The following is a 24,311-nucleotide window of genomic DNA, read 5'->3' as shown; positions in this document are numbered from 1 at the left end:
ATTACTTGAGGATCTTGGAGACCACGCCGGCGCCGACGGTACGACCGCCTTCACGAATCGCGAAGCGCAGGCCTTCGTCCATGGCGACCGGGTTGATCAGGGTGACAACCATCTTCACGTTGTCGCCCGGCATGACCATTTCCACGCCTTCCGGCAGCTCGACCGCACCGGTGATGTCGGTGGTACGGAAGTAGAACTGCGGACGGTAGCCCTTGAAGAACGGGGTGTGGCGGCCGCCTTCATCCTTGGACAGGACGTAGACTTCGGCGTCGAACTGGGTGTGCGGCTTGATCGAACCCGGCTTGCAGAGGACCTGGCCACGCTCGACGTCGTCACGCTTGGTGCCGCGCAGCAGCAGACCGGCGTTGTCGCCTGCCTGACCCTGGTCGAGCAGCTTGCGGAACATTTCCACGCCGGTCACGGTGGTCTTGACGGTGTCGCGGATACCGACGATTTCGATTTCTTCGCCGACCTTGATCACGCCGCGCTCGATACGACCGGTCACCACGGTGCCGCGGCCCGAGATCGAGAACACGTCTTCGACCGGCATCAGGAATGCCTTGTCGACGTCACGCTCCGGCAGCGGGATCCAGGTGTCCAGCGCCTCGACCAGCTTGATCACCGACGGCACGCCGATGTCGCTCTGGTCGCCTTCCAGCGCCAGACGGGCCGAGCCCGCGATGATCGGGGTGTCGTCGCCCGGGAAGTCGTACTTGCTCAGCAGCTCGCGGACTTCCATTTCGACCAGTTCCAGCAGCTCGGCGTCGTCCACCATGTCGGCCTTGTTCAGGAACACGACGATGTACGGCACGCCGACCTGACGCGACAGCAGGATGTGCTCGCGGGTCTGCGGCATCGGGCCGTCAGCGGCCGAGCAGACCAGGATCGCGCCGTCCATCTGGGCAGCACCGGTGATCATGTTCTTGACGTAGTCAGCATGGCCCGGGCAATCCACGTGGGCGTAATGACGCTCGGTGGATTCGTATTCGACGTGCGCGGTCGAGATCGTGATGCCACGCGCCTTTTCTTCCGGCGCGGCGTCGATCGCCGAGTAATCCTTGAATTCGCCACCGAAGCGCTCGGCACCGATCTTGGTCAGTGCAGCGGTCAGCGTGGTCTTGCCGTGATCGACGTGACCGATGGTGCCGACGTTGACGTGCGGCTTGGTGCGCTCGAACTTACCCTTTGCCATTGTTGTATACCTTGGATATCAGAAAAGAATGAGGTGGAGTCCCGAGCTTACGCTCAGGACTTCTTGATCACGGTTTCGGCGATGTTGTTCGGCGCCGGCTCGTAGTGGTCGAATTCCATCGTGAACGTCGCGCGACCCTGGGTCTGCGAACGCAGCGAGGTGGCGTAACCGAACATTTCACCCAGCGGGATCATCGCGTTGATGATGCTGGCCGAACCGTCACCGGTGGTGCTCGAACCCTGCAGCACGCCACGACGACGGCTGACGTCGCCCATCACGTCACCCTGGTAATCCTCCGGGGTCACGATCTCGACCTTCATGATCGGCTCCAGCAGGACCGGCTTGGCCTTCTGGAAGCCCTGCTTGAAGGCCATCGAGGAAGCCAGCTTGAACGCCATTTCCGAGGAGTCGACGTCATGGTACGAGCCGAACACCAGCTTCACCTTGACGTCCACGACCGGGAAGCCGGCCAGCGGACCGCTGGTGATGGTTTCGCGCAGGCCCTTTTCGATCGACGGAATGAATTCCTTCGGAATCACGCCACCGGTGATGTCGTTGATGAACAGGAAATCATCCTTGATGCCGGCGGCCAGCTTCGGATCTGCACGGTCTTCAGCGGTGATCGGCGACAGCTCGATCACGACGTGACCGTACTGCCCCTTACCACCGGACTGCTTGGCGTGCTTGTAGTCCGACTTGACGTCGGCCATCTGGATGGTTTCGCGGTACGCAACCTGCGGCTTGCCCACGTTGGCTTCAACGTTGAACTCGCGCTTCATGCGGTCGACGATGATGTCCAGGTGCAGCTCGCCCATGCCCGAGATGATGGTCTGGCCGGATTCTTCGTCGGTCTTGACGCGGAACGACGGATCTTCCTGGGCCAGACGGCCGAGGGCCAGACCCATCTTTTCCTGGTCGGACTTGGTCTTCGGTTCGACGGCCATCGAGATGACCGGCTCCGGGAACACCATGCGCTCCAGGATGATCGGGTGGTCCTGCGAGCACAGGGTGTCACCGGTGGTGGTGTCCTTCAGGCCCACAGCAGCCGCGATGTCACCGGCCAGCACTTCCTTGATCTCTTCGCGATCGTTGGAATGCATCTGCAGGATGCGGCCGATGCGCTCCTTCTTGCCCTTGACCGAGTTCAGCAGCTGGTCGCCGGCGTTCAGGGTGCCCGAGTAGACACGGAAGAAGGTCAGCGCGCCCACGAACGGATCGGTGATGATCTTGAAGGCCAGGGCCGAGAACGGGGCCTTGTCGTCGGACTTGCGGCTCAGGGCGATGGTTTCATCGTCCACGTCGGTACCGGTCACGTCCGGCACGTCGATCGGCGACGGCAGCAGCTGCACCACGCCGTCGAGCATGGCCTGCACGCCCTTGTTCTTGAACGCCGAACCGCAGTACATCGGCACGATGTCGGTGGCCAGGGTGCGCACGCGCAGGGCCTCGACGATTTCGGCCTCGGTCAGCTCTTCGCCGCCCAGGTACTTTTCCATCAGCTCTTCGCTGGCTTCAGCCGCGGCTTCGATCATGTAGGTGCGGGCCTCTTCGGCCTCCGCCTGCATGTCGGCCGGGATTTCCAGGTACTCGAACTTCATGCCCTGCGAGGCTTCATCCCAATGGATGGCCTTCATCTTGATCAGGTCGACCACGCCCTTGAAGCCTTCTTCAGCGCCGATCGGCAGCTGCATCGGCACGGCGGTGGCGCCGAGCTTGGCCTTCAGCTGGCCCACGACCTTGGTGAAGTTGGCACCGGTGCGGTCCATCTTGTTGACGAAGGCAATGCGCGGCACCTTGTACCGGTTGGCCTGGCGCCACACGGTTTCCGACTGCGGCTGCACGCCACCGACGGCGCACAGCACGAACACCGCACCGTCGAGCACGCGCAGCGAACGCTCCACTTCGATGGTGAAGTCGACGTGTCCGGGGGTATCGATGATGTTGAAGCGGTGCTCCGGCAGGGACTTGTCCATGCCCTTCCAGAACGCGGTGGTCGCAGCGGACTGGATCGTGATGCCACGCTCCTGCTCCTGCTCCATCCAGTCCATGGTGGCAGCGCCGTCGTGCACTTCACCGATCTTGTGGCTCTTGCCGGTGTAGAACAGGATGCGCTCGGACGTGGTGGTCTTGCCGGCATCGATGTGAGCCATGATGCCGAAGTTGCGGTAACGCTCGATGGGAGTGTTGCGGGCCACGGGAGCCTCTCAATTTCTTGGAATTCGGATGGCCGAACGCCGCCTTTCGGCGGCCTTCGGATTGGCGCGGCACCCCAGGTGCCGCGAAGCGGCACTAGGAGATAGTGCCGCCGTGCCTGTTTTGCAAGGCCGTCAAACTCACCAGCGGTAGTGGGCGAATGCCTTGTTGGCTTCGGCCATGCGGTGGGTTTCTTCGCGCTTCTTGATAGCGCCACCACGGTTTTCCGAGGCGTCCAGCAGTTCGGCAGCCAGCTTCTTCGGCATGGTGTTCTCACCACGCTTGCGCGCGGAGTCGATCAGCCAACGCATGGCCAGCGCCATCTTGCGCGAGGAACGCACTTCGACGGGCACCTGGTAGGTGGCACCACCGACGCGACGGGACTTGACTTCGACCGACGGAGCCACGTTTTCCAGAGCCTTCTGAACCAGCTCGACGGAATTCGGGTTCTTTTCGCCGATCACGTCCATGGCGCCATAGACGATCTTTTCAGCGACCGACTTCTTGCCGCTCAGCATCACCATGTTGATGAAGCGTGCGATGGTTTCACTTCCGTGCTTCGGATCCGGCAGGACAGAGCGCTGCGGCGTATTACCTTTACGAGACATGTGTACTTTCCCTTAGCTCTTCGGACGCTTGGCGCCGTACTTGGAACGGCCCTGGCGACGCTTGGCAACGCCGGAGGCGTCCAGCGAGCCACGCACGGTGTGGTAACGCACACCCGGCAGATCCTTGACGCGACCGCCACGGATCAGGACCACGGAGTGCTCCTGCAGGTTGTGGCCTTCGCCGCCGATGTAGCTAATCACTTCTTCCTGGTTGGTCAGGCGAACCTTGGCAACCTTGCGAAGCGCCGAGTTCGGCTTCTTCGGAGTGGTGGTGTACACGCGCGTGCAGACGCCACGGCGCTGGGGGCACTTATCGAGAGCCGGGGAGGCACTCTTATAAGTGGTTGCCTGCCGCGGCTTGCGGACAAGCTGATTGATCGTCGCCATCAGTATGTTCTTCTGAGAGAGGCCAATGAAAAGACTGGCCATTGAATGCGGAAATGTGCGAGCAGGCGAGAAACCGGCCTGCTGAGACAGACGATTGTAGCAACCCGGCGAAAACGCAGTCAAATGCGCACGCGCCCGGCCAGCCCTGATCCCGGGCCGTTACAGGGGAGCCTTTTCCGTGCCCCCCGTTCAGGTTGTCAAGCCGGTCCTTTGCAAGACCGGCGGGCATCCTACCTCATCGGTGGCGATCCGGCCAGTGGCCGGTGCTGCCGATTCATCGGACCGGCCTGCGCCGTGTCCTGCCGGGACGGGGCCGACCCGGAGGTCGGCACCCTGCCCTGCCGCGGGCCCGGCCGGAGCCGGGCCTGCGTATTACTCGTCGCTGCCCGGCGCCTGTTCGGCGTCGGTCGATGCCACGGCCACCGGTGCCGGCGCTGCCACTTCAGCCACTACCGGCGCGGAGCCGGACAGGGTCTGCATTTCCGAGTCGGTCAGACCCGAGGCGTTGCGACGGCGGTTGGCGTGGTACGACAGACCGGTACCGGCCGGGATCAGGCGGCCGACGATGACGTTTTCCTTCAGGCCGCGCAGGTTGTCCTTGGTGCCGCGGACGGCAGCTTCGGTCAACACGCGGGTGGTTTCCTGGAAGGAGGCCGCCGAGATGAACGATTCGGTGGCCAGCGACGCCTTGGTGATACCCAGCAGGACCGGATCGAAACGGGCGATCAGCTCGTTGCGGGCGGTCAGGCGTGCATTTTCCTCGATGACGCGCTGGCGCTCGGCCTGCTCGCCATTCAGGAACTTGCTGCTGCCCTGGTCGGTGATCTCGACCTTGCGCAGCATCTGACGGGTGATCACTTCGATGTGCTTGTCGTTGATCTTCACGCCCTGCAGGCGGTACACGTCCTGGATTTCCTTGACCAGGTAGGCCGCCAGCGGCTCGACGCCCAGCAGACGCAGGATGTCCTGCGGGCTCGGCTCGCCGTCCACGATGGTTTCGCCCTTGGTCACGTGCTCGCCTTCGAACACGATCACCTGACGGTACTTCGGGATCAGCTCTTCGTGCTCGGAACCATCGGTGTCCTTGATGATCAGGCGCTGCTTGCCCTTGGTGTCCTTGCCGAAGCTGATGATGCCCGAACGCTCGGCCAGGATCGCCGGATCCTTCGGCTTGCGCGCTTCGAACAAGTCGGCAACGCGCGGCAGACCACCGGTGATGTCACGGGTCTTGGACGCTTCCTGCGGGATCTTGGCGACCACGTCGCCCACGCCGACGGCGGCGCCGTCCTGCAGGTTGACGATGGAACGCGGCGGCAGCAGGTACTGGGCCGGCAGATCGGTGTTCGGAATGGTCAGGTCATTGCCCTTGCCATCCACGATACGCACGATCGGGCGCAGTTCCTTGGCCTGCGAGCCACGACGCTTCGGATCGGTGATTTCACGCGATGCCAGGCCGGTCAGTTCGTCGGTCTTCTCGATGACGGTGACGCCGTCGATGAAGTCGATGAAGCGGATGAAACCGGCCACTTCGGACACGATCGGGTGGTTATGCGGGTCCCAGTTGGCCACGGTCTGGCCAGCCTTGACCTGGTCGCCATCCTTGGACGCGATGGTCGAGCCGTAGGGCAGCTTGTAACGCTCACGCTCACGACCGTGGGCATCGAGCACCGAGATTTCACCCGAACGCGAGACCGCCACCAGCGAACCGCTGGCGTGCTCGACCGACTTCAGATTGTTGAACTTCACCGAACCGGTGGTCTTGACGGTGACGTTGTCGACCGCAGCCGCACGCGATGCCGCACCACCGATGTGGAACGTACGCATGGTCAGCTGGGTACCCGGCTCACCGATCGACTGGGCGGCGATGACGCCGACCGCTTCACCGATGTTGACGATGTGGCCACGGGCCAGATCGCGGCCGTAGCAATGGGCGCAGACACCGAAGGGCGAGGCGCAGGAGATGGTCGAACGGACCTTCACCGACTGCACGCTGGCATCTTCAAGCAGGGCCACCCACTGCTCGTCGAGCAGGGTGTTGCGGGTCACGATCGGATCTTCGTCGTTGCCCGGCAGGAACACGTCCTCGGCCACGACACGACCCAGCACGCGGTCCTTCAACGGCTCCACGACGTCGCCGCCTTCCACGATCGGGGTCATGGTCAGGCCTTCGGTGGTACCGCAATCCACCTCGGTGATGACCACGTCCTGCGCCACGTCGACCAGACGACGGGTCAGGTAACCCGAGTTCGCCGTCTTCAGCGCGGTATCGGCCAGACCCTTACGGGCACCGTGCGTGGAGTTGAAGTACTCCTGCACGTTCAGGCCTTCACGGAAGTTCGCCTTGATGGGCGTTTCGATGATCGAGCCATCCGGTCGCGCCATCAGGCCACGCATACCGGCCAGCTGACGGATCTGCGCCTGGCTACCACGCGCACCGGAGTCGGCCATGATGTACAGCGAGTTCATCGACTTCTGGTCGATGGTCTCGCCCTTGGCGTTGATCACCTTCTCGGTACCGATGGTGTCCATCATCGCCTTGGCGATGCGTTCATTGGTACGCGACCAGATGTCGACCACCTTGTTGTAGCGTTCGCCGGCGGTGACCAGGCCCGACTGGTACTGCTCCTGGATTTCCAGCACTTCGGCTTCGGCCTCGGTGAGGATGCCCTTCTTCTCGTCCGGGATCAGCATGTCGTCGATGCCGATCGACACGCCGGCACGGGTGGCGTAGGCAAAGCCGGTGTACATCAGCTTGTCGGCGAACACGACCGTGTCCTTCAAGCCCAGCTGGCGGTAGCTGGAGTTGATCAGGCGGCTGATGTTCTTCTTGGTCAGCTCGGTGTTGGCCAGCGCGAACGGCAGGCCTTCCGGCAGGATTTCAGCCAGCAGGGCGCGACCGATCGTGGTGTCCACGATCGAGGTCTTGTTCTGCTTGTTGCCGTCCTCGTCGGTCACCACTTCGGTGATGCGGACCTTGACGCGTGCGTGCAGTTCGACCACGCGGTTGTCGTAGGCGCGCTTGACTTCGGAGATGTTGGCGAAGGCCATGCCCTCGCCCTTCTTGTTCTCCAGCGAGCGGGTCATGTAGTACAGACCCAGCACGACGTCCTGCGACGGCACGATGATCGGCTCGCCGTTGGCCGGCGACAGGATGTTGTTGGTGGACATCATCAGCGCACGCGCTTCCAGCTGGGCTTCCAGCGAGAGCGGCACGTGGACGGCCATCTGGTCACCGTCGAAGTCGGCGTTGAACGCGGTGCAGACCAGCGGGTGCAGCTGGATGGCCTTGCCTTCGATCAGCACCGGCTCGAACGCCTGGATGCCCAGACGATGCAGGGTCGGCGCACGATTCAGCATCACCGGATGTTCGCGGATGACCTCTTCCAGGATGTCCCAGACTTCGGCTTCTTCGCGCTCGACCAGCTTCTTGGCGGCTTTGATGGTGGTGGCCAGGCCACGACGCTGCAGCTTGGCGAACACGAACGGCTTGAACAGCTCAAGCGCCATCTTCTTGGGCAGGCCGCACTGGTGCAGGCGCAGGTACGGACCGACCACGATGACCGAACGGCCCGAGTAGTCGACGCGCTTGCCCAGCAGGTTCTGACGGAAGCGACCCTGCTTGCCCTTGATCATGTCGGCCAGCGACTTCAGCGGGCGCTTGTTGGTGCCGGTGATGGCACGGCCGCGACGACCGTTGTCCAGCAGCGCATCGACCGATTCCTGCAGCATGCGCTTTTCATTGCGCACGATGATGTCCGGCGCGTTCAGCTCGAGCAGGCGGCGCAGGCGGTTGTTGCGGTTGATGACGCGGCGGTACAGATCGTTCAGGTCGGAGGTCGCGAAGCGGCCACCGTCCAGCGGCACCAACGGACGCAGGTCCGGCGGCAGCACCGGCAGCACGGTCATGACCATCCACTCCGGACGGTTGCCCGACTCGAGGAAGGCCTCGACCAGCTTGATGCGCTTGGTCAGACGCTTGAGCTTGGTTTCCGAACCGGTGCTGGCGATTTCTTCGCGCAGGCGGGTCATTTCCGACTGCAGGTCGATGGTGCGCAGCAGTTCGTACACGGCCTCGGCGCCCATGGCGGCATCGAAGTCGTCGCCGTGTTCCTGGCGTGCCTGCAGGTACTGCTCTTCGGTCAGCAGCTGACGGCGCTCCAGGGTCGTCAGACCCGGCTCGGTCACCACGTAGGCTTCGAAGTACAGCACGCGCTCGATGTCACGCAGGGTCATGTCCAGCATCAGGCCGATGCGCGACGGCAGCGACTTGAGGAACCAGATGTGCGCGACCGGCGAGGCCAGGTCGATGTGGCCCATGCGCTCGCGACGCACCTTGGCCAGGGTGACTTCGGTGCCGCACTTTTCGCAGACCACGCCGCGGTGCTTCATGCGCTTGTACTTGCCGCACAGGCACTCGTAGTCCTTGACCGGTCCGAAGATGGCGGCGCAGAACAGGCCGTCACGTTCCGGCTTGAACGTACGGTAGTTGATGGTTTCCGGCTTCTTCACTTCGCCGAAGGACCACGAACGGATCAGGTCCGGCGAGGCCAGCGCGATCTTGATCGCGTCGAAGTCCAGCGTCTGGCGCTGCTGGTTGAAGAGGTTGAGCAAGTCTTTCATGGTGTTTCTCCGAAAGGAGGAAATCTTGTCGATGGGCTGTCAGTAAACAAACGGGTGGCGCGGCTGCCGGGGCAGCCGCGCCTGCGCCATCAGTTGTCTTCCAGTTCCATGTTGATGGCCAGCGAGCGGATTTCCTTCACGAGAACGTTGAAGGATTCCGGCATGCCCGCGACCATCTCGTGCTCACCGTCGACGATGTTCTTGTACATCTGGTTACGACCCTGCACGTCATCGGACTTCACCGTCAGCATTTCCTGCAGGGTGTAGGCCGCGCCGTAGGCTTCCAGCGCCCAGACTTCCATTTCACCGAAGCGCTGGCCGCCGAACTGCGCCTTGCCGCCCAGCGGCTGCTGGGTAACGAGCGAGTACGGGCCGGTCGAACGGGCGTGCATCTTGTCGTCGACCAGGTGGTTCAGCTTCAGGTAGTGCATGTAGCCCACGGTGGTGTGGCGATCGAATGCCTCACCGGTGCGGCCGTCATACAGCTGGGTCTGGCCGCTCAGCGGCAGGTCGGCCAGGGCAAGCATGTGCTTGATCTCGGCTTCGGTGGCACCGTCGAACACCGGGGTGGCCATCGGCACGCCGTCGGTCAGGTTGTCGGCCAGGCGCAGCAGCTCCTCGTCGCTGAACTGGGTCAGGTCGACATGGTTGGCGTGCTGGGTCTTGTCGTGGTTGTAGACATCGTCCAGGAACTTGCGCAGGTCGCTGATCGCGGCCTGGGCTTCCAGCATGCCCTGGATCTTGCGACCCAGGCCCTTGGCGGCCCAGCCCAGATGCACTTCCAGGATCTGGCCGATGTTCATACGCGACGGCACGCCCAGCGGGTTCAGCACGATGTCCACGGTCTCGCCCGAGGCCATGTACGGCATGTCCTCGACCGGCACCACGTTGGAGACCACACCCTTGTTGCCGTGGCGGCCTGCCATCTTGTCGCCCGGCTGGATACGACGCTTCACGGCCAGGAACACCTTGACCATCTTCAGCACGCCCGGCGCCAGGTCGTCGCCCGCGGTGATCTTGCCGCGCTTGTCGGCGAAGCGACGCTCGAATTCCTTCTCGTGCGCCTGGATCTGCTTCTGGGCGCGTTCGATGGCTTCGGAGGCGTCGTCATCCTTCATGCGCAGCACGAACCAGTCGGCCTTCTTCAGGCCGTCCAGGTAGGCGTCGGTAACGGTGTCGCCCTTCTTCAGGTTGGCACCGCCGTTGACCACCTTGCCCACGATCTGCGAACGCAGACGGGCGTAGATGGCGCCTTCCAGGATGCGGAACTGGTCGTCGAAGTCCTTCTTGACGCGCTTGATTTCAGATTCTTCGATCTGACGGGCACGCTTGTCCTTCTCGATACCGTCGCGGGTGAAGACCTGCACGTCGATGACGGTGCCGTCCATGCCCGGCGGCACGCGCAGCGAGCTGTCCTTCACGTCCGAAGCCTTCTCGCCGAAGATGGCGCGCAGCAGCTTCTCTTCCGGGGTCAGCTGGCTTTCGCCCTTCGGGGTGACCTTGCCGACCATGATGTCGCCGGCGCGCACTTCGGCACCGATGTACACCACGCCCGACTCGTCCAGACGGTTCAGCGCCTGCTCGGACACGTTCGGGATGTCGGCGGAAATTTCCTCCGGCCCCAGCTTGGTGTCACGCGCGACGCAGGTCAGCTCTTCGATGTGGATCGTGGTGTAACGATCCTCTTCCACCACGCGCTCGGAAAGCAGGATGGAGTCTTCGAAGTTGTAGCCGTTCCACGGCATGAAGGCGATCAGCATGTTCTGGCCCAGGGCCAGTTCGCCGATGTCGGTGGACGGACCGTCAGCCAGCACGTCGCCACGCGCCACCACGTTGCCCACTTCCACCAGCGGACGCTGGTTGATGCAGGTGTTCTGGTTGGAACGGGTGTACTTGATCAGGTTGTAGATATCCACGCCGGCGTCGGTCGCGTCGGTGATCTCCACTTCGTTGACCTTGACCACGATGCGGCCGGCGTCGATCTGCACGATCTCACCGCCACGACGGGCGTTCACGGTCACACCCGAGTCACGGGCCACGGCGCGTTCGATACCGGTACCCACCAGCGGCTTCTGCGCACGCAGGGTCGGCACGGCCTGGCGCTGCATGTTGGCGCCCATCAGTGCACGGTTTGCGTCATCGTGTTCCAGGAACGGAACCAGCGCCGCTGCAATGGACACGGTCTGCATCGGCGAGACGTCCATGAAGTGGACTTCCGCCGGCGGCTTGAGCAGCGATTCGCCCTGGAAGCGGCACGGAACGAACTGCTCGGTGAGCATGCTGTTGGCATCGGTCAGGGCGTTGGCCTGGGCGATGACGTATTCGTTTTCTTCGATCGCCGACAGGAACTCGATGTCGTCGGAGACCTTGCCGTCGGCGACCTTGCGGTACGGGGTCTCGAGGAAACCGTACTGGTTGGTGCGGGCGTACACGGCCAGCGAGTTGATCAGGCCGATGTTCGGGCCTTCCGGGGTTTCGATGGTGCAGACGCGGCCGTAATGGGTCGGATGGACGTCGCGCACTTCGAAGCCGGCGCGCTCACGGGTCAGACCGCCCGGGCCCAGGGCCGAGACGCGACGCTTGTGGGTGACTTCCGACAGCGGGTTGTTCTGATCCATGAACTGGGACAGCTGCGAGGAGCCGAAGAACTCCTTGATGGCAGCGGCGACCGGCTTGGCGTTGATCAGCTCCTGCGGGGTCAGGCCTTCGGATTCGGCCATCGACAGGCGCTCCTTGACCGCGCGCTCGACGCGGACCAGGCCCACGCGGAACACGTTCTCGGCCATTTCACCGACCGAACGCACGCGACGGTTGCCCAGGTGATCGATGTCATCGACCACGCCGCGACCATTGCGGATCTCGGTCAGGACCTTGATCACTTCCAGGATGTCGGAGGTATCGGCATGCTCGGCGACCAGGCGCTTGGACTCTTCGTCGTTGCGCTCACCGAAGTACTTGCGGTCGTACAGCACCGCTTCGCCGGTGACAGCCTTGCGGCCGACACGACGGTTGAACTTCATGCGGCCGACCGTGGACAGGTCGTAGCGCTCGAAGGTGAAGAACAGGTTGTGGAACAGGTTCTGCGCGGCATCCTTGGTCGGCGGCTCGCCCGGACGCATCATGCGGTAGATCTCGACCAGGGCTTCCAGCTGGGTCTTGGTCGGATCGATGCGCAGGGTGTTGGACAGGTACGGGCCACGATCCAGGTCGTTCACCCACAGGGTGCCCACGGCATCGACGCCGGCCTTGCGGAAGGCCTGCAGCTGGTCGTCGGTGATTTCGTCGTTGGCCTGGGCCAGCAGTTCACCGGTGTTGGCGTCCACCACGTCGTGCGACAGGATGCGGCCGACGATGTAATCGTCCGGCACGGCCAGGGCGGCAATGCCCGAGGCTTCCAGCTGCTTGACGTGGCGCGCGGTGATGCGCTTGCCGGCTTCGACGATGACCTTGTCGCCGTCGGCCAGGTCGAAGTTCAGGGTCTCGCCGCGCAGACGCTCGGCCACCAGTTCGAGCTGCACACCTTCATCGGGGTTGATGTGGAAGGTGTTGATCTCGAAGAACTCGGCCAGCATTTCTTCATTGCTGTAGCCCAGCGCACGCAGCAGGATCGACACCGGCAGCTTGCGGCGACGATCGATACGGGTGAACAGCGCGTCCTTCGGGTCGAACTCGAAGTCCAACCAGGAGCCGCGGTACGGGATGATGCGGGCGCTGTACAGCAGCTTGCCCGAGCTGTGCGTCTTGCCACGGTCGTGGTCGAAGAACACGCCCGGCGAACGGTGCAGCTGCGACACGATGACGCGCTCGGTACCGTTGACGATGAAGGTGCCGTTGTCGGTCATCAGCGGGATTTCGCCGAGGTAGACCTCCTGCTCCTTCACGTACTTGATGGCCTTGGTCGACGACTCGCGGTCGTAGATCACCAGGCGCACGGTCACGCGCAGCGGCGCGCCGTAGCTCATGCCGCGCTGGCGGCACTCGCGCTCGTCGAACACCGGTTCGCCAAGCTTGTAACCCACGTATTCCAGCGCAGCGTTGCCGCTGTAGCTGGCGATCGGGAAGACCGACTTCAGGGCGGCGTGCAGGCCCAGATCACGGCGCTTGGCCGGATCGATGTTTTCCTGCAGGAACTCCCGATAGGAATCCACCTGGATGGCGAGCAGGAAAGGCACTTCGAGGATCGAGCGCTGCTTGCCGAAATCCTTGCGGATACGCTTCTTTTCGGTGAACGAATATGACGTCATGGGGTCTCACCTTGGCTGTGCGGGCCGCCGTACAGGCGCGGCCCGAAGGGAACATGAAAATTGTCAGTTGGAAGTCGCTGGTATTGCCGGCACCAGCACGCCTTCTTTTGCTACTTCCAACTGCCAACTCGCCGGCCTGGGGCCGGAAAGGTCAGCCGACCAACGGTCGGCTCTACCGGTCGTTGTCGCAACAACGACCAAAGGCCGGGGGCTTACGCCCCCAGCCTTGGCTGCATCGCCGTGATTCGATGGCGAGGCAAGGAACTGCTTACTTGACTTCGACAGTCGCGCCAGCAGCTTCCAGGTCCTTCTTGAACTTGGCAGCGTCGTCCTTCGAAGCGGCTTCCTTGATCACGCCACCGGCTTCGGCCAGGTCCTTCGCTTCCTTCAGGCCCAGGCCCGTGATGGCGCGGACGGCCTTGATGACTTCGACCTTCTTGTCGCCGGCCGACTTCAGGATGACGTCGAATTCGGTCTGCTCTTCAACGACGGCAGCCGGGCCAGCCACAGCAGCGGCGACCGGAGCAGCGGCGGAGACGCCGAACTTCTCTTCGATGGCCTTGACCAGCTCCATCACTTCCATCAGGGACTTCTCGGCGATTGCGTCGACGATCTGTTCGTTGGTAAGGGACATTTTGATTACCTTTGGATAATTTTCTGGGTTGAGGTTCCGTCAGGAACCACGGAAACGTCGACTCAGGCGGTCTCGGCAGCCGGTTCGGCAGCGTCGGCAGCGGCTTCTTCGCCACCACCCTGCTTGTCGCCGATGGCCTTGATGGCGCGGGCGAACATCGTGACCGGCTCGGTCAGGACGCGGGCCAGCATGGCCAGGGCCTGATCACGGGTCGGCAGCGAGGCCAGCACGTCGACATGGCCAGCCGGGAACAGTCCCCCGCCGATGGCCACGACCTTTGCCTGCAGCTTGTCGTTGGTCTTGGCAAAATCCTTGATCAGGCGACCGGCTGCGCCGGGCTCCTCGAGCGAGAACGCGTACAGCAGCGGACCGACGAGTGCGTCTTTGGCGCATTCGTATTCGGTACCTTCCACTGCACGTGCCGCCAGCGTGTTCTTGACAACTTTCAAGAAAACGCCGGTTTCGCGTGCCTGCTTGCGCATCGCGGTCATCTGGGAGACCGTGGTGCCAGCATATTCGGCTGCGATCAAGGAGTGAGCCTTGGCGGCGACTTCTGCCAGCTCCGCGACTACTTCTTGCTTCTGGGACAGATTGAGAGCCATTGCACTCCTCCAATTGAACTCCGCTTACGGCTCCTGCCGAGCGCGGTCCTGGGCGGTATCCCTCCTGGACGCCGGGAACATCAGGTGATGTTCCAAGGGTGGGCCGTTCTAGACCTGGATGGCCAACCTGGGAGAACCCAGACGTGCGTAAACCAGAAAAACTCCAGAAGGGCACCATCTACGCAGGGTGATTCCCGAGAGAATCGATTAAGCGGTCGGTACTGCGCCGGCGGCGACTCCTTGCCAAAGCGAGCATCCCTGCCCGTCGCCGGTATGTACTGACCGCGCCTGCGGTCTTTGACGGCTTCTCCGCGGGGTTGCCCCTGCTCGGATGCCTTCAAATGTGACGGACACGGGACCCGAAGGACCCGCGCCCGCTTGAAACGATTACTTCAGGGTCAGCGACGACGGATCGACGGTGACGCCGGGGCCCATCGTCGAGCTGACCGAAACCTTCTGCAGGTAGGTGCCCTTCGAGGTTGCCGGCTTGGCCTTGATCAGGTCCATCAGCAGCGCCTGCAGGTTCAACTTCAGCGCGTCTTCGGCGAAGTCGGCCTTGCCGATGGTGCAATGGATGATGCCGGCCTTGTCGGTGCGGTAACGCACCTGACCCGACTTGGCATTCTTGACCGCTTCACCCGGGTTGGCCGACACGGTGCCGACCTTCGGGTTCGGCATCAGGCCGCGCGGGCCGAGCACGGTGCCCAGCTTACCCACGACGCGCATGGCGTCAGGGGTGGCGATGACGACGTCGTAGTTCAGATCGCCGGCCTGCATCTTCTCGGCCAGGTCTTCCATACCAACGGCTTCGGCGCCAGCGGCCAGGGCTTCGTCAGCCTTGGCACCGGCCGGGGCGAAGACGGCAACGCGCACGCTCTTGCCGGTACCGGACGGCAGCACGGTGGAACCGCGCACCTGCTGGTCGGACTTCTTGGCGTCCACGCCCAGGCGCACAGCGACGTCGAAGGACTCGACGAACTTGGCCTTGGTAGCGGTCTTCAGGATCTTGATTGCGTCCTCGAAGGCATACGCCTTACCCGGGACGACGGCAGCCTTGATGGCCTTCTCACGCTTGGTCTGTGCCATCTTCTTAACCCTCCACCACGAGGCCCATGGAACGGGCAGAACCGGCAATCGTGCGCACCGCGGCGTCCAGGTCGGCGGCCGTCAGGTCGGCTTCCTTGGTCTTGGCGATTTCTTCCAGCTGCTTACGGGTCACCTTGCCCACCTTGTCGGTGTTCGGGCGCTTGGAGCCCGAGGAGATGCCAGCAGCCTTCTTGAGCAGCACGGCGGCCGGGGTGCTCTTGGTGATGAAGGTGAAGGTACGGTCCGAATAGGCCGTGATGATGACCGGCACCGGCAGACCCGGCTCCAGCTTCTGCGTGGCGGCATTGAAGGCCTTGCAGAATTCCATGATGTTCAGGCCGCGCTGACCCAGCGCAGGACCGACCGGCGGCGAGGGGTTGGCCTGACCGGCCTTCACCTGCAGCTTGATGTAACCGACAACTTTCTTTGCCATGAGTATGCTCTCCGGGTGCTAGCGCCTTACGACAACAGGCTCCCCATCGGACCGGGAATCACGCGTCCCGGCATCGCGTTTTGAATTCACGCAGAAGGCCACCTCGCGGCGGCCCTTGCTTTTTGCCAGCTTCCTGGCAGGAAGCCGCGCACTATATCAGAATTTTTCCGCCATTGCCGCAAGGCAGGCGTGACCGGGCCGTTCAGGTTCCGAGCGATGGCCCGGAACCTTGTGCCCGCAGGCTCAGACGGCCTTTTCGACCTGGCCGAACTCGAGCTCGACCGGGGTAGCACGACCGAAGATCAGCACCGAGACGCGCAGACGGCTCTTCTCGTAGTTGACTTCCTCGACCACGCCATTGAAGTCGTTGAACGGGCCTTCGGTGACACGGACCATCTGGCCCGGCTCGAACAGCACCTTCGGACGGGGCTTTTCCACACCTTCCTGAACGCGGTCCAGGATGGCAGCAGCCTCTTCATCATGGATCGGCAGCGGACGATCGGCAGTACCGCCGATGAAGCCCATCACCTTGGAGGTGTCCTTCACAAGATGCCAACTTTCGTTGTCGATGCGCGGGATACCGTTTTCTTCGTGGGTCTCGATCTGGACCAGCACGTAACCCGGGAAGAACTTGCGCTCGGAACGGCGCTTCTGGCCGGCGCGCATCTCGACCACTTCCTCGGTCGGGACCAGGACATCACCGAAGCGCTCCTGCATCTCGTCACGCACGATGCGATCGCGCAGAGCCTGCGCAACCGACTTTTCGAAGCCCGAATAGGCGTGAACGACGTACCAACGCTTCACTGGTTTCTCCTTATCGACCCAGGAACCACTGGGTCGCTTTCTGAATCAGGAAATCAAATCCGCCCAGCAGGAGGCTGAGGATGATCACAACCACGATCACCACCCAGGTCATGCGGATGGCTTCCTGGCGGGTCGGCCAGACAACCTTGCGCAGTTCGAAACGCGATTCGGAAAGAAACGCACGCGTGTCGCGACCTTTGCCGGTCATCAGGAACACGCCAACGCCGGCCGCGAGGCCAACGACAACAGCCAGACCGCGAAGCGGACCGGCCCATGCACTCTGGGACGCATGCTCAGGGGTGCCGAACCAGTACCAAGCAAAGAGACCCGCCAGCACCAGAATGGTTGCGGCGGCGTACTTGACGATGTCACCTCCAGTAGAGGTGTTGTCCTTGGAATGCTCGATCTTGCTGTTCATCCGGCTCTGGCTGCTGAGGCGGCATGGCATGGCCGCTGGAAGGGAGAAGTGGCACGCCAGGAGGGACTCGAACCCCCAACCTGCGGTTTTGGAGACCGCTGCTCTGCCAATTGAGCTACTGGCGTACTGAAAAACTGCCTTCCCTTAGACGGCGAAGGCGGACCGAGGTTCCCGGCCCGCCATTCGCGAGACCGGCAGCGCTAAGCAACCGCCGGCATTACGAAATTACTTGAGGATCTTGGAGACCACGCCGGCGCCGACGGTACGACCGCCTTCACGAATCGCGAAGCGCAGGCCTTCATCCATGGCGACCGGGTTGATCAGGGTGACAACCATCTTCACGTTGTCGCCCGGCATGACCATTTCCACGCCTTCCGGCAGCTCGACCGCACCGGTGATGTCGGTGGTGCGGAAGTAGAACTGCGGACGGTAGCCCTTGAAGAACGGGGTGTGGCGGCCGCCTTCATCCTTGGACAGGACGTAGACTTCGGCGTCGAACTGGGTGTGCGGCTTGATCGAACCCGGCTTGCAGAGGACCTGGCCACGCTCGACGTCGTCACGCTTGGTGCCGCGCAGCAGCAGACCGGCGTTGTCGCCTGCCTGACCCTGGTCGAGCAGCTTGCGGAACATTTCCACGCCGGTCACGGTGGTCTTGACGGTGTCGCGGATACCGACGATTTCGATTTCTTCGCCGACCTTGATCACGCCGCGCTCGATACGACCGGTCACCACGGTGCCGCGGCCCGAGATCGAGAACACGTCTTCGACCGGCATCAGGAATGCCTTGTCGACGTCACGCTCCGGCAGCGGGATCCAGGTGTCCAGCGCCTCGACCAGCTTGATCACCGACGGCACGCCGATGTCGCTCTGGTCGCCTTCCAGCGCCAGACGGGCCGAGCCCGCGATGATCGGGGTGTCGGCGCCCGGGAAGTCGTACTTGCTCAGCAGCTCGCGGACTTCCATTTCGACCAGTTCCAGCAGCTCGGCGTCGTCCACCATGTCGGCCTTGTTCAGGAACACGACGATGTACGGCACGCCGACCTGACGCGACAGCAGGATGTGCTCGCGGGTCTGCGGCATCGGGCCGTCAGCGGCCGAGCAGACCAGGATCGCGCCGTCCATCTGGGCAGCACCGGTGATCATGTTCTTGACGTAGTCAGCATGGCCCGGGCAATCCACGTGGGCGTAATGACGCTCGGTGGATTCGTATTCGACGTGCGCGGTCGAGATCGTGATGCCACGCGCCTTTTCTTCCGGCGCGGCGTCGATCGCGGAGTAATCCTTGAACTCGCCACCGAAGCGCTCAGCACCGATCTTGGTCAGTGCGGCGGTCAGCGTGGTCTTGCCGTGGTCGACGTGACCGATGGTGCCGACGTTGACGTGCGGCTTGGTGCGCTCGAACTTACCCTTGGCCATGGCTGCTTATCTCGAAATCGTCTGAATTGGTAGCACTTAGATGGTGCTCACGAAAGGAATCGAACCTTCGACCTCCTCCTTACCAAGGAGGTGCTCTACCGACTGAGCTACGTGAGCGAGTTTTGTATTATGGCACGAATTTGAATATATTCAAATTCATTCAATGGAGCGGGAGACGGGGATCGAACCCGCACCATCAGCTTGGAAGGCTGAGGTTCTACCATTGAACTACTCCCGCATCGGAAGCTCTTGCCACAACATGAAACTGGTGGAGGGAGGTGGATTCGAACCACCGAAGGCGTAAGCCAGCAGATTTACAGTCTGCCCCCGTTGGCCGCTTGGGTATCCCTCCTTACCACCCTGTCCCGTGGCGCCGAAGCGTTTTCGGTGTGGGGTGGAAGAGCCGTGAATTTTGGGGGTGAAGACGGGTTCTGTCAACACTCTTTTTCAACTTTTTCACAGCAATCGCAAATTCCGCCGCAACGACGGGCTATTGCGCGGGAAGCGGCAGCGCTTCGTCGGCAAAGATGGCCACGTGCGGCACGCCGTCGGCACCGATCCAGCCGCGGTACATGCCCTGGGTGTTGAACGGCATGGCCACGCGACCGTCGGCGGACAACACGATCGCCCCACCGTCGCCGCCCAGCGCGGGGATGCGCTGGTTGATCACCGCGCGTCCGGCCTCGGCCGGGCTCTGCTTGAGGTACTGCATGCGTGCGCAGATGTCGTAGGCGGCGGCGGTGCGGATGTAGTACTCGCCCCAGCCGGTACCCGACACCGCGCAGATGTCGTTGGCATAGGTGCCGGCGCCGATGATCGGCGAGTCGCCGACGCGGCCAAAGCGCTTGTTGGTCATGCCACCGGTAGAGGTACCGGCGGCCAGGTGTCCCTGCGCATCGAGCGCGATCGCACCGACGGTGCCGAAGTGGCGCGCGGTCTCCAGATCGGCATGGGCCTGGCCGCTGGCCTCTTCCTTGAGCGCTTTCTGCAGTTGCTGCCAGCGCTTCCCGGTGCGGAAGTAGGACGGATCGACCAGCGTGATGCCCTGGGTGGCGGCGAACGCTTCGGCGCCCTGCCCGACCATCATCACGTGCGGGGAATGCTGCATTACCGCCTCGGCCAGCAGGATCGGGTTGCGCACCCGCTGCACCCCAGCCACCGCACCGGCCTTGAGCGTGGCGCCATCCATCAGCGACGCATCCAGTTCGTTGCGGCCATCGTGGGTGAACACCGCGCCCTTGCCCGCATTGAAGGTGGGATCGTCCTCAAGCACGGTGATGGCTGCGGTGACCGCGTCCAGTGCCGGCTTGCCCGCAGCCAGCACGGCATGGCCTTTCAACAATGCCTGCTGGAGGGCGGCGCGCGCGGCTTTTTCCTCGGCCGGCGACAGATCCTTGCGCTCCACGCCGGCACCGCCATGAAGGACCAGCACCGGGCCGGCGGCGGTGGCCGCCAGCGGCATCGACAGGCACAGCGACAACAGCAACGCGGTTGGACGGGACATCGGCGGCACCGGCAGGTTGGGAAGGTCCATCATGGCCGCAGATGCGCGGCGCGGGTAGGCCTGTGCCCTGCCCAGGCGGACCTCGCGCGTGATCCGGGTATCGCTGCGGCCAACGGGGGTGCGCTACCGCAGCTGCAGGTGGCCGTCGCGGATGTCGGCGGTCATGCGGAAGGCCGCATCGTCCACGCCGAATCCATCCAGATGCAGCAGGCTGCCGCTGCCCACGCCGGTGACCGGGATCGCGTGGAAATCCAGCGGTTCACCATCGCGCAGGCGCTCGGCGGTATGCCGGGGCATCACCAGCCAGGCGTAGCCGTCGTCATTGCTGAGCACGCGCCCTCGCCCATCGGCCTCCACGCACAGCGCGGTGTCCTCGTCCACGCCGATGCCCACCATGTCATCACGCCCGGCCTGCCGAGCGGCCCGGGCAACGAAGACAATCAACCGGCCGAGCCGGTCACGCTTGCCGAAATGGGTGTCGGTGACCACGTTGGACAGGTACGGCAAGGTCAGGAAGTCGTTGTCCAGGGTGACCGCACTGCCCATCGGGTCGCGCAGCGCGCGTTCGGAGGTGACGCTGCCGCCATCCAGGGCGCCGTAGCTGTACCCGCCAAGGATGGCCAACCCGGCGCTGGTGCCCGCGATGGGGCGCCCGGCACGAACATGCGCGTTGAGCGCGGCATTGAGTGCGGTGCCTTTCCAGAAGCGGATGTAGCGGGACTGGTCGCCGCCGGCGATGAAGATCGCATCCGCCGCGGCCACCACCCGCAGCACGGCCGGGTCATCGGCGGCGCGGCGGCTGTCGAACACCAGGGTTTGCACCGAGGCGGCCCCGCCGATGCCGCGGTACAGGCGCTCCTGCAGGTCATCGGCGCCGGAGGCGCGCAGGATCACGACGCGGCCGTGCCCGGCCCGCTGCAGCCACCACTGGAACGCCTCGAGCACCCACTCCCCGCCTCCCATCAGCATCATCGCCGGTTCGGTATGCGCGGCCGGCGACGCGTCCAGGTCGCCGACCTCGTAGTAGCGATAACCGGGGTCCTGCAGCGATTGAGCGTGGACCGGCGCAGCCAGGCCGACCGACAGCAGCCAGAGCAGGGGCGCGAAGGGGCGGAGAGCCTTGTGCACACTGATCTCCCTGAACACATCGAGGGTGTAAACGCTTCCACTGTGTGCCAGAGAACATGGCAGTGGTCAACCCCGTAAAAAAGGCGTTAAATGCGCGCCGTCCATTCGCGAAATGTGAATGGGGGACAGGCCTCCCTCGAGGCCGACACTTTCTTCTCGAGAATTCTCATGCGTAAACAGGCGATGGCGTGGTCGATCCAGCTGGCGTTGATGGGTGTGGCCGCGACCGCGGCTGCCCAGACTTCCGCCCCCGGGGTGCAGCAACTGGACACGGTGCAGGTCACCGGGTCGCGCATTCCGCGTGCGCAGGTGGAGGGCCCGGCACCGGTGACGGTGATCACCGCCGAGCAGATCCAGGCCAGCGGCTTCACCAGCGTGCCCGATGTGCTGCGCTCGATGACCCAGAACGGGGGTGAGACCCAGAGCCAGCAGTCCTCCAGCGGCGCCGACTTCTCGCCCGGCGCGCAGCAGGTCGACCTGCGCGGGCTGGGCCCGAACCATACCCTGGTGCTGGTCAACGGCCGCCGCATCGCCGACTTCCCGATGCCGTTCCAGGGCCGCAGCAACTTCACCGACGTCTCCAACATCCCGATCGGGATGATCGAGCGGATCGAAGTGCTGACCGGCAGCGCCTCGGCGATCTACGGTTCGGACGCCATCGCCGGGGTGGTCAACTTCATCCTGAAGAAGCGCGTGGATGGCACGACCGTGGACATGCGCATGGGCACCACCACCGAAGGCGGTGGCGAGTCGTTCGACATCAGCCTAGCCAGCGGTTTCGATACCGGTCGCTTCAGCGCGGTGTACAGCCTGGAGCTGCAGTCGCAGACGCCGCTGTGGGCCTATCAGCGCAGCCAGCAGGATTCCACCCAGGATGCGCCGACCGAGAGTGCGCGTGCCGCGCGCCGTGCCTACCTGCGCACCGACTACAACGATGATTACCTGGACCCGGGCCAGGCCACCTGCGATGCGCTGGCCGGGCAGAACCGTGGCAGCACCCGGTACGCCGAGCGCGCGCGCTACGGCTTCTACTGCGGCAGCGACACGTCCATCGGCTACGGCACCATCCTGAGCAAGCGCCGTGGCGTCAACGGCTATGCCTCGCTCAACTACGCCTTCGACAACGGGGCCAGTTGGTTTGCCGACGTGCAGATGGGCTACCACGACATCGCGCTGATGCGCGATGTGTCCCAGTGGGGCCGGATGGCTGCCGACGGCAACGAGGACGGCTACTTCTACAACCAGGCCACCGACCAGGTCGAGTTCTGGCAGCGTCAGTTCTCGCCGGAGGAAATGGGCGGGCTGCGCAACGGCATGATCCGCAGCACCCAGAAGACCTTCAGTGTCACCACCGGCTTCAAGGGCAGCCTGGACGCGAACTGGGATTACGAGGCCTCGCTGAGCCACTCGCAGTACCAGTCTTCGATCCGCTGGCCGCAGATCATCGCCGCCAAGGCCAACACGCTGTTCCTGGGCGAGCAGCTGGGCGAGTACACCGACGAGGACGACAACGTGTTCCCGGTATTCAACGCCGACCCGGCGCGCCTGTACCGGCCGCTGAGTCGCAGCGAATACGATTCGATCGCCGCCAGGACGACCTATACGCCGAAGTCGCGCACCGACACCGCCGCGCTGACCCTGACCAACGGCGCGCTGTTTGAACTGCCGGGCGGCAAGGCCGGTTTCGCCGCCACCGCCGAGTTCGGCAACCAGTCCTACGCGCTCAATCCCGATCCGCTGGCGACCGGGTACTACTACTACAGCTGGAAGGATTCGGACGGACACGGCAGCCGCAACCGCTGGGCCACGGCGGCCGAACTGCGCCTGCCGTTGCACGACACCCTCAACGTGAGCGTGGCCGGTCGCTACGACCAGTACCGCTATTCGGGCAACAGCATCGGCAAGGCGACCTGGAGCGGCGGCATCGAATGGCGCCCGATCGATACCCTGCTGGTGCGCGGCTCCTACGGCACCGCGTTCCGCGCGCCGGACCTGCACTACGTATACGCCGGCCCGGGCAATGACGAGACCAGCAACAACGACTACTACAACTGCCAGCTGGACCAGGCCGAGGACTGCTCGGACTACGAGGAAAACCTGATCCGCACCCGCGAGGGCAACCGCAATCTGGACCCGGAGACCAGCACCTCCTGGAGCGCCGGCTTGGTCTGGTCGCCGGCGATCGGCCTGGACCTGTCGGTGGACTGGTTCGACATCGACATGCGCAACCAGGTGCAGGACATGGACGTGGGCACCATCCTGCGCGATGAAGCGGCATGCCGGTTGGGCAAGGCCGAGGCCGATTCGCCGACCTGCGTGGATGCGATCGGCCGGGTCACCCGCACCAGCGACGGCCGCCTCTACGGCGTGCACGTCAACCCGATCAACATCGCGCGCGAAACCACGCGTGGCATCGATGTGGGCCTGCGTTACCGGCTGAGCACCGGGCTGGGCGACTTCATCCTGAGCGGCAACCACACCTGGGTGAAGACGCACGACTTCCAGCAGTTCGAGGGTGATGTGGTCGAAGACCAGTTCGCGGTCAACAGCGGTTTCGACATCCCGCGCACCAAGACCAGCGCCAGCATCACCTGGGAGAAGGACGCCTGGTCGGCCACGGTCTACGGCTCGCGCCTGGGTCGGCTGCCGACCTACGACAGCTACGACCAGAGCTTCGACCCGGACAGCGGCGACAGCCCGTGGATCGGCGCCACCTACCGCTACAACGTGTCGCTGCAGTACCGCTTCGACGACCATTCGCGCCTGTCGCTGACGGTGGTCAACGTGGCCAACAAGATGCCGCCCAAGGACGTGACCTACACGCCCTACCCGTACTACGACGTGTCCTGGTTCGACACCGTCGGCCGTACGGTGAACCTGCAGTACACGCACAAGTTCGGCGGCACCGCGCTGTAAGCAGCGCCCTGCACGGAGCACTGGACGGGCCCGCCACTGTGCGGGCCCGTTCGTTTTCATCCAGCTGAACGGCGCCCGTGACGCGGTCGCGGCACGCCCGGTTTTAGGGATCGGCTGATGTGCGCG

At 63.7% G+C, this 24,311-nt stretch carries 16 protein-coding genes and 4 tRNA genes; 1 reads left to right on the top strand and 19 read right to left on the bottom strand.

Going from position 1 to position 24,311, the window contains the following annotated elements; all coding sequences use genetic code 11:
• Position 1: 1 nt before the first annotated feature.
• The 19 genes from tuf (NR101_RS07385) to NR101_RS07295 all read right to left on the bottom strand — a co-directional run bounded on the left by tuf (NR101_RS07385) (position 2) and on the right by NR101_RS07295 (position 21,269).
• Positions 2-1,192, bottom strand: a complete 1,191-nt coding sequence (gene tuf, locus NR101_RS07385; protein ID WP_256775013.1) for an elongation factor Tu — start codon at positions 1,190-1,192, stop codon at positions 2-4.
• Between the two features lie 53 nt (positions 1,193-1,245).
• The gene (gene fusA, locus NR101_RS07380; protein WP_256775021.1) at positions 1,246-3,387 is read right to left on the bottom strand and encodes an elongation factor G; all 2,142 of its coding nucleotides are present in this window, start codon (positions 3,385-3,387) and stop codon (positions 1,246-1,248) included.
• A 138-nt stretch (positions 3,388-3,525) separates the two neighbouring features.
• On the bottom strand, positions 3,526-3,993 hold the full coding sequence (gene rpsG, locus NR101_RS07375) for a 30S ribosomal protein S7 (protein ID WP_019186122.1): 468 nt from the start codon (positions 3,991-3,993) through the stop codon (positions 3,526-3,528).
• A 12-nt stretch (positions 3,994-4,005) separates the two neighbouring features.
• On the bottom strand, positions 4,006-4,380 hold the full coding sequence (gene rpsL / locus NR101_RS07370) for a 30S ribosomal protein S12 (RefSeq protein WP_017356008.1): 375 nt from the start codon (positions 4,378-4,380) through the stop codon (positions 4,006-4,008).
• Between the two features lie 372 nt (positions 4,381-4,752).
• Positions 4,753-9,000: a DNA-directed RNA polymerase subunit beta' gene (rpoC, locus tag NR101_RS07365; RefSeq protein WP_256775020.1), complete on the bottom strand. Its 4,248-nt coding sequence runs from the start codon at positions 8,998-9,000 to the stop codon at positions 4,753-4,755.
• A gap of 89 nt (positions 9,001-9,089) precedes the next feature.
• Complete coding sequence (gene rpoB, locus NR101_RS07360) at positions 9,090-13,244, bottom strand: DNA-directed RNA polymerase subunit beta (protein WP_256775019.1); 4,155 nt, start codon at positions 13,242-13,244, stop codon at positions 9,090-9,092.
• Positions 13,245-13,512: 268 nt separating this feature from the next.
• Positions 13,513-13,878 carry a 50S ribosomal protein L7/L12 gene (gene rplL / locus NR101_RS07355; protein ID WP_256775018.1) on the bottom strand — a complete coding sequence of 122 codons (366 nt, stop codon included), beginning with the start codon at positions 13,876-13,878 and terminating at the stop codon, positions 13,513-13,515.
• A 62-nt stretch (positions 13,879-13,940) separates the two neighbouring features.
• Positions 13,941-14,480: a 50S ribosomal protein L10 gene (gene rplJ / locus NR101_RS07350; RefSeq protein ID WP_256777720.1), complete on the bottom strand. Its 540-nt coding sequence runs from the start codon at positions 14,478-14,480 to the stop codon at positions 13,941-13,943.
• Positions 14,481-14,867: 387 nt separating this feature from the next.
• Positions 14,868-15,566: a 50S ribosomal protein L1 gene (rplA, locus tag NR101_RS07345; protein WP_256775016.1), complete on the bottom strand. Its 699-nt coding sequence runs from the start codon at positions 15,564-15,566 to the stop codon at positions 14,868-14,870.
• Positions 15,567-15,570: 4 nt separating this feature from the next.
• Positions 15,571-15,999 carry a 50S ribosomal protein L11 gene (rplK, locus tag NR101_RS07340; protein WP_017356002.1) on the bottom strand — a complete coding sequence of 143 codons (429 nt, stop codon included), beginning with the start codon at positions 15,997-15,999 and terminating at the stop codon, positions 15,571-15,573.
• Positions 16,000-16,242: 243 nt separating this feature from the next.
• The gene (nusG, locus tag NR101_RS07335) at positions 16,243-16,803 is read right to left on the bottom strand and encodes a transcription termination/antitermination protein NusG (RefSeq protein ID WP_256775015.1); all 561 of its coding nucleotides are present in this window, start codon (positions 16,801-16,803) and stop codon (positions 16,243-16,245) included.
• A 10-nt stretch (positions 16,804-16,813) separates the two neighbouring features.
• The gene (secE, locus tag NR101_RS07330) at positions 16,814-17,221 is read right to left on the bottom strand and encodes a preprotein translocase subunit SecE (protein ID WP_256775014.1); all 408 of its coding nucleotides are present in this window, start codon (positions 17,219-17,221) and stop codon (positions 16,814-16,816) included.
• A gap of 49 nt (positions 17,222-17,270) precedes the next feature.
• Positions 17,271-17,346 (bottom strand) — tRNA-Trp (locus tag NR101_RS07325).
• 100 nt (positions 17,347-17,446) lie between these two features.
• The gene (gene tuf, locus NR101_RS07320; protein WP_256777719.1) at positions 17,447-18,637 is read right to left on the bottom strand and encodes an elongation factor Tu; all 1,191 of its coding nucleotides are present in this window, start codon (positions 18,635-18,637) and stop codon (positions 17,447-17,449) included.
• A gap of 41 nt (positions 18,638-18,678) precedes the next feature.
• Positions 18,679-18,754: transfer RNA gene (locus NR101_RS07315), tRNA-Thr, on the bottom strand.
• A gap of 47 nt (positions 18,755-18,801) precedes the next feature.
• A tRNA-Gly gene (locus tag NR101_RS07310) sits at positions 18,802-18,875 on the bottom strand.
• 28 nt (positions 18,876-18,903) lie between these two features.
• Positions 18,904-18,989: transfer RNA gene (locus NR101_RS07305), tRNA-Tyr, on the bottom strand.
• A 138-nt stretch (positions 18,990-19,127) separates the two neighbouring features.
• Positions 19,128-20,141 carry an isoaspartyl peptidase/L-asparaginase gene (locus NR101_RS07300; RefSeq protein WP_256775012.1) on the bottom strand — a complete coding sequence of 338 codons (1,014 nt, stop codon included), beginning with the start codon at positions 20,139-20,141 and terminating at the stop codon, positions 19,128-19,130.
• A 123-nt stretch (positions 20,142-20,264) separates the two neighbouring features.
• Positions 20,265-21,269, bottom strand: coding sequence for a cyanophycinase (locus tag NR101_RS07295; RefSeq protein ID WP_256775011.1), 1,005 nt, complete (start codon positions 21,267-21,269; stop codon positions 20,265-20,267).
• A gap of 168 nt (positions 21,270-21,437) precedes the next feature.
• Between NR101_RS07295 and NR101_RS07290 the strand changes: the two genes are divergently transcribed.
• The gene (locus NR101_RS07290) at positions 21,438-24,185 is read left to right on the top strand and encodes a TonB-dependent receptor (protein WP_256775010.1); all 2,748 of its coding nucleotides are present in this window, start codon (positions 21,438-21,440) and stop codon (positions 24,183-24,185) included.
• The last annotated feature ends 126 nt before the right edge of the window (positions 24,186-24,311 follow it).

The organism is Stenotrophomonas sp. Ste86 (genome assembly GCF_024519465.1).
Classification (GTDB): domain Bacteria; phylum Pseudomonadota; class Gammaproteobacteria; order Xanthomonadales; family Xanthomonadaceae; genus Stenotrophomonas.
This window is presented reverse-complemented; position numbering and strand designations above follow the sequence as displayed.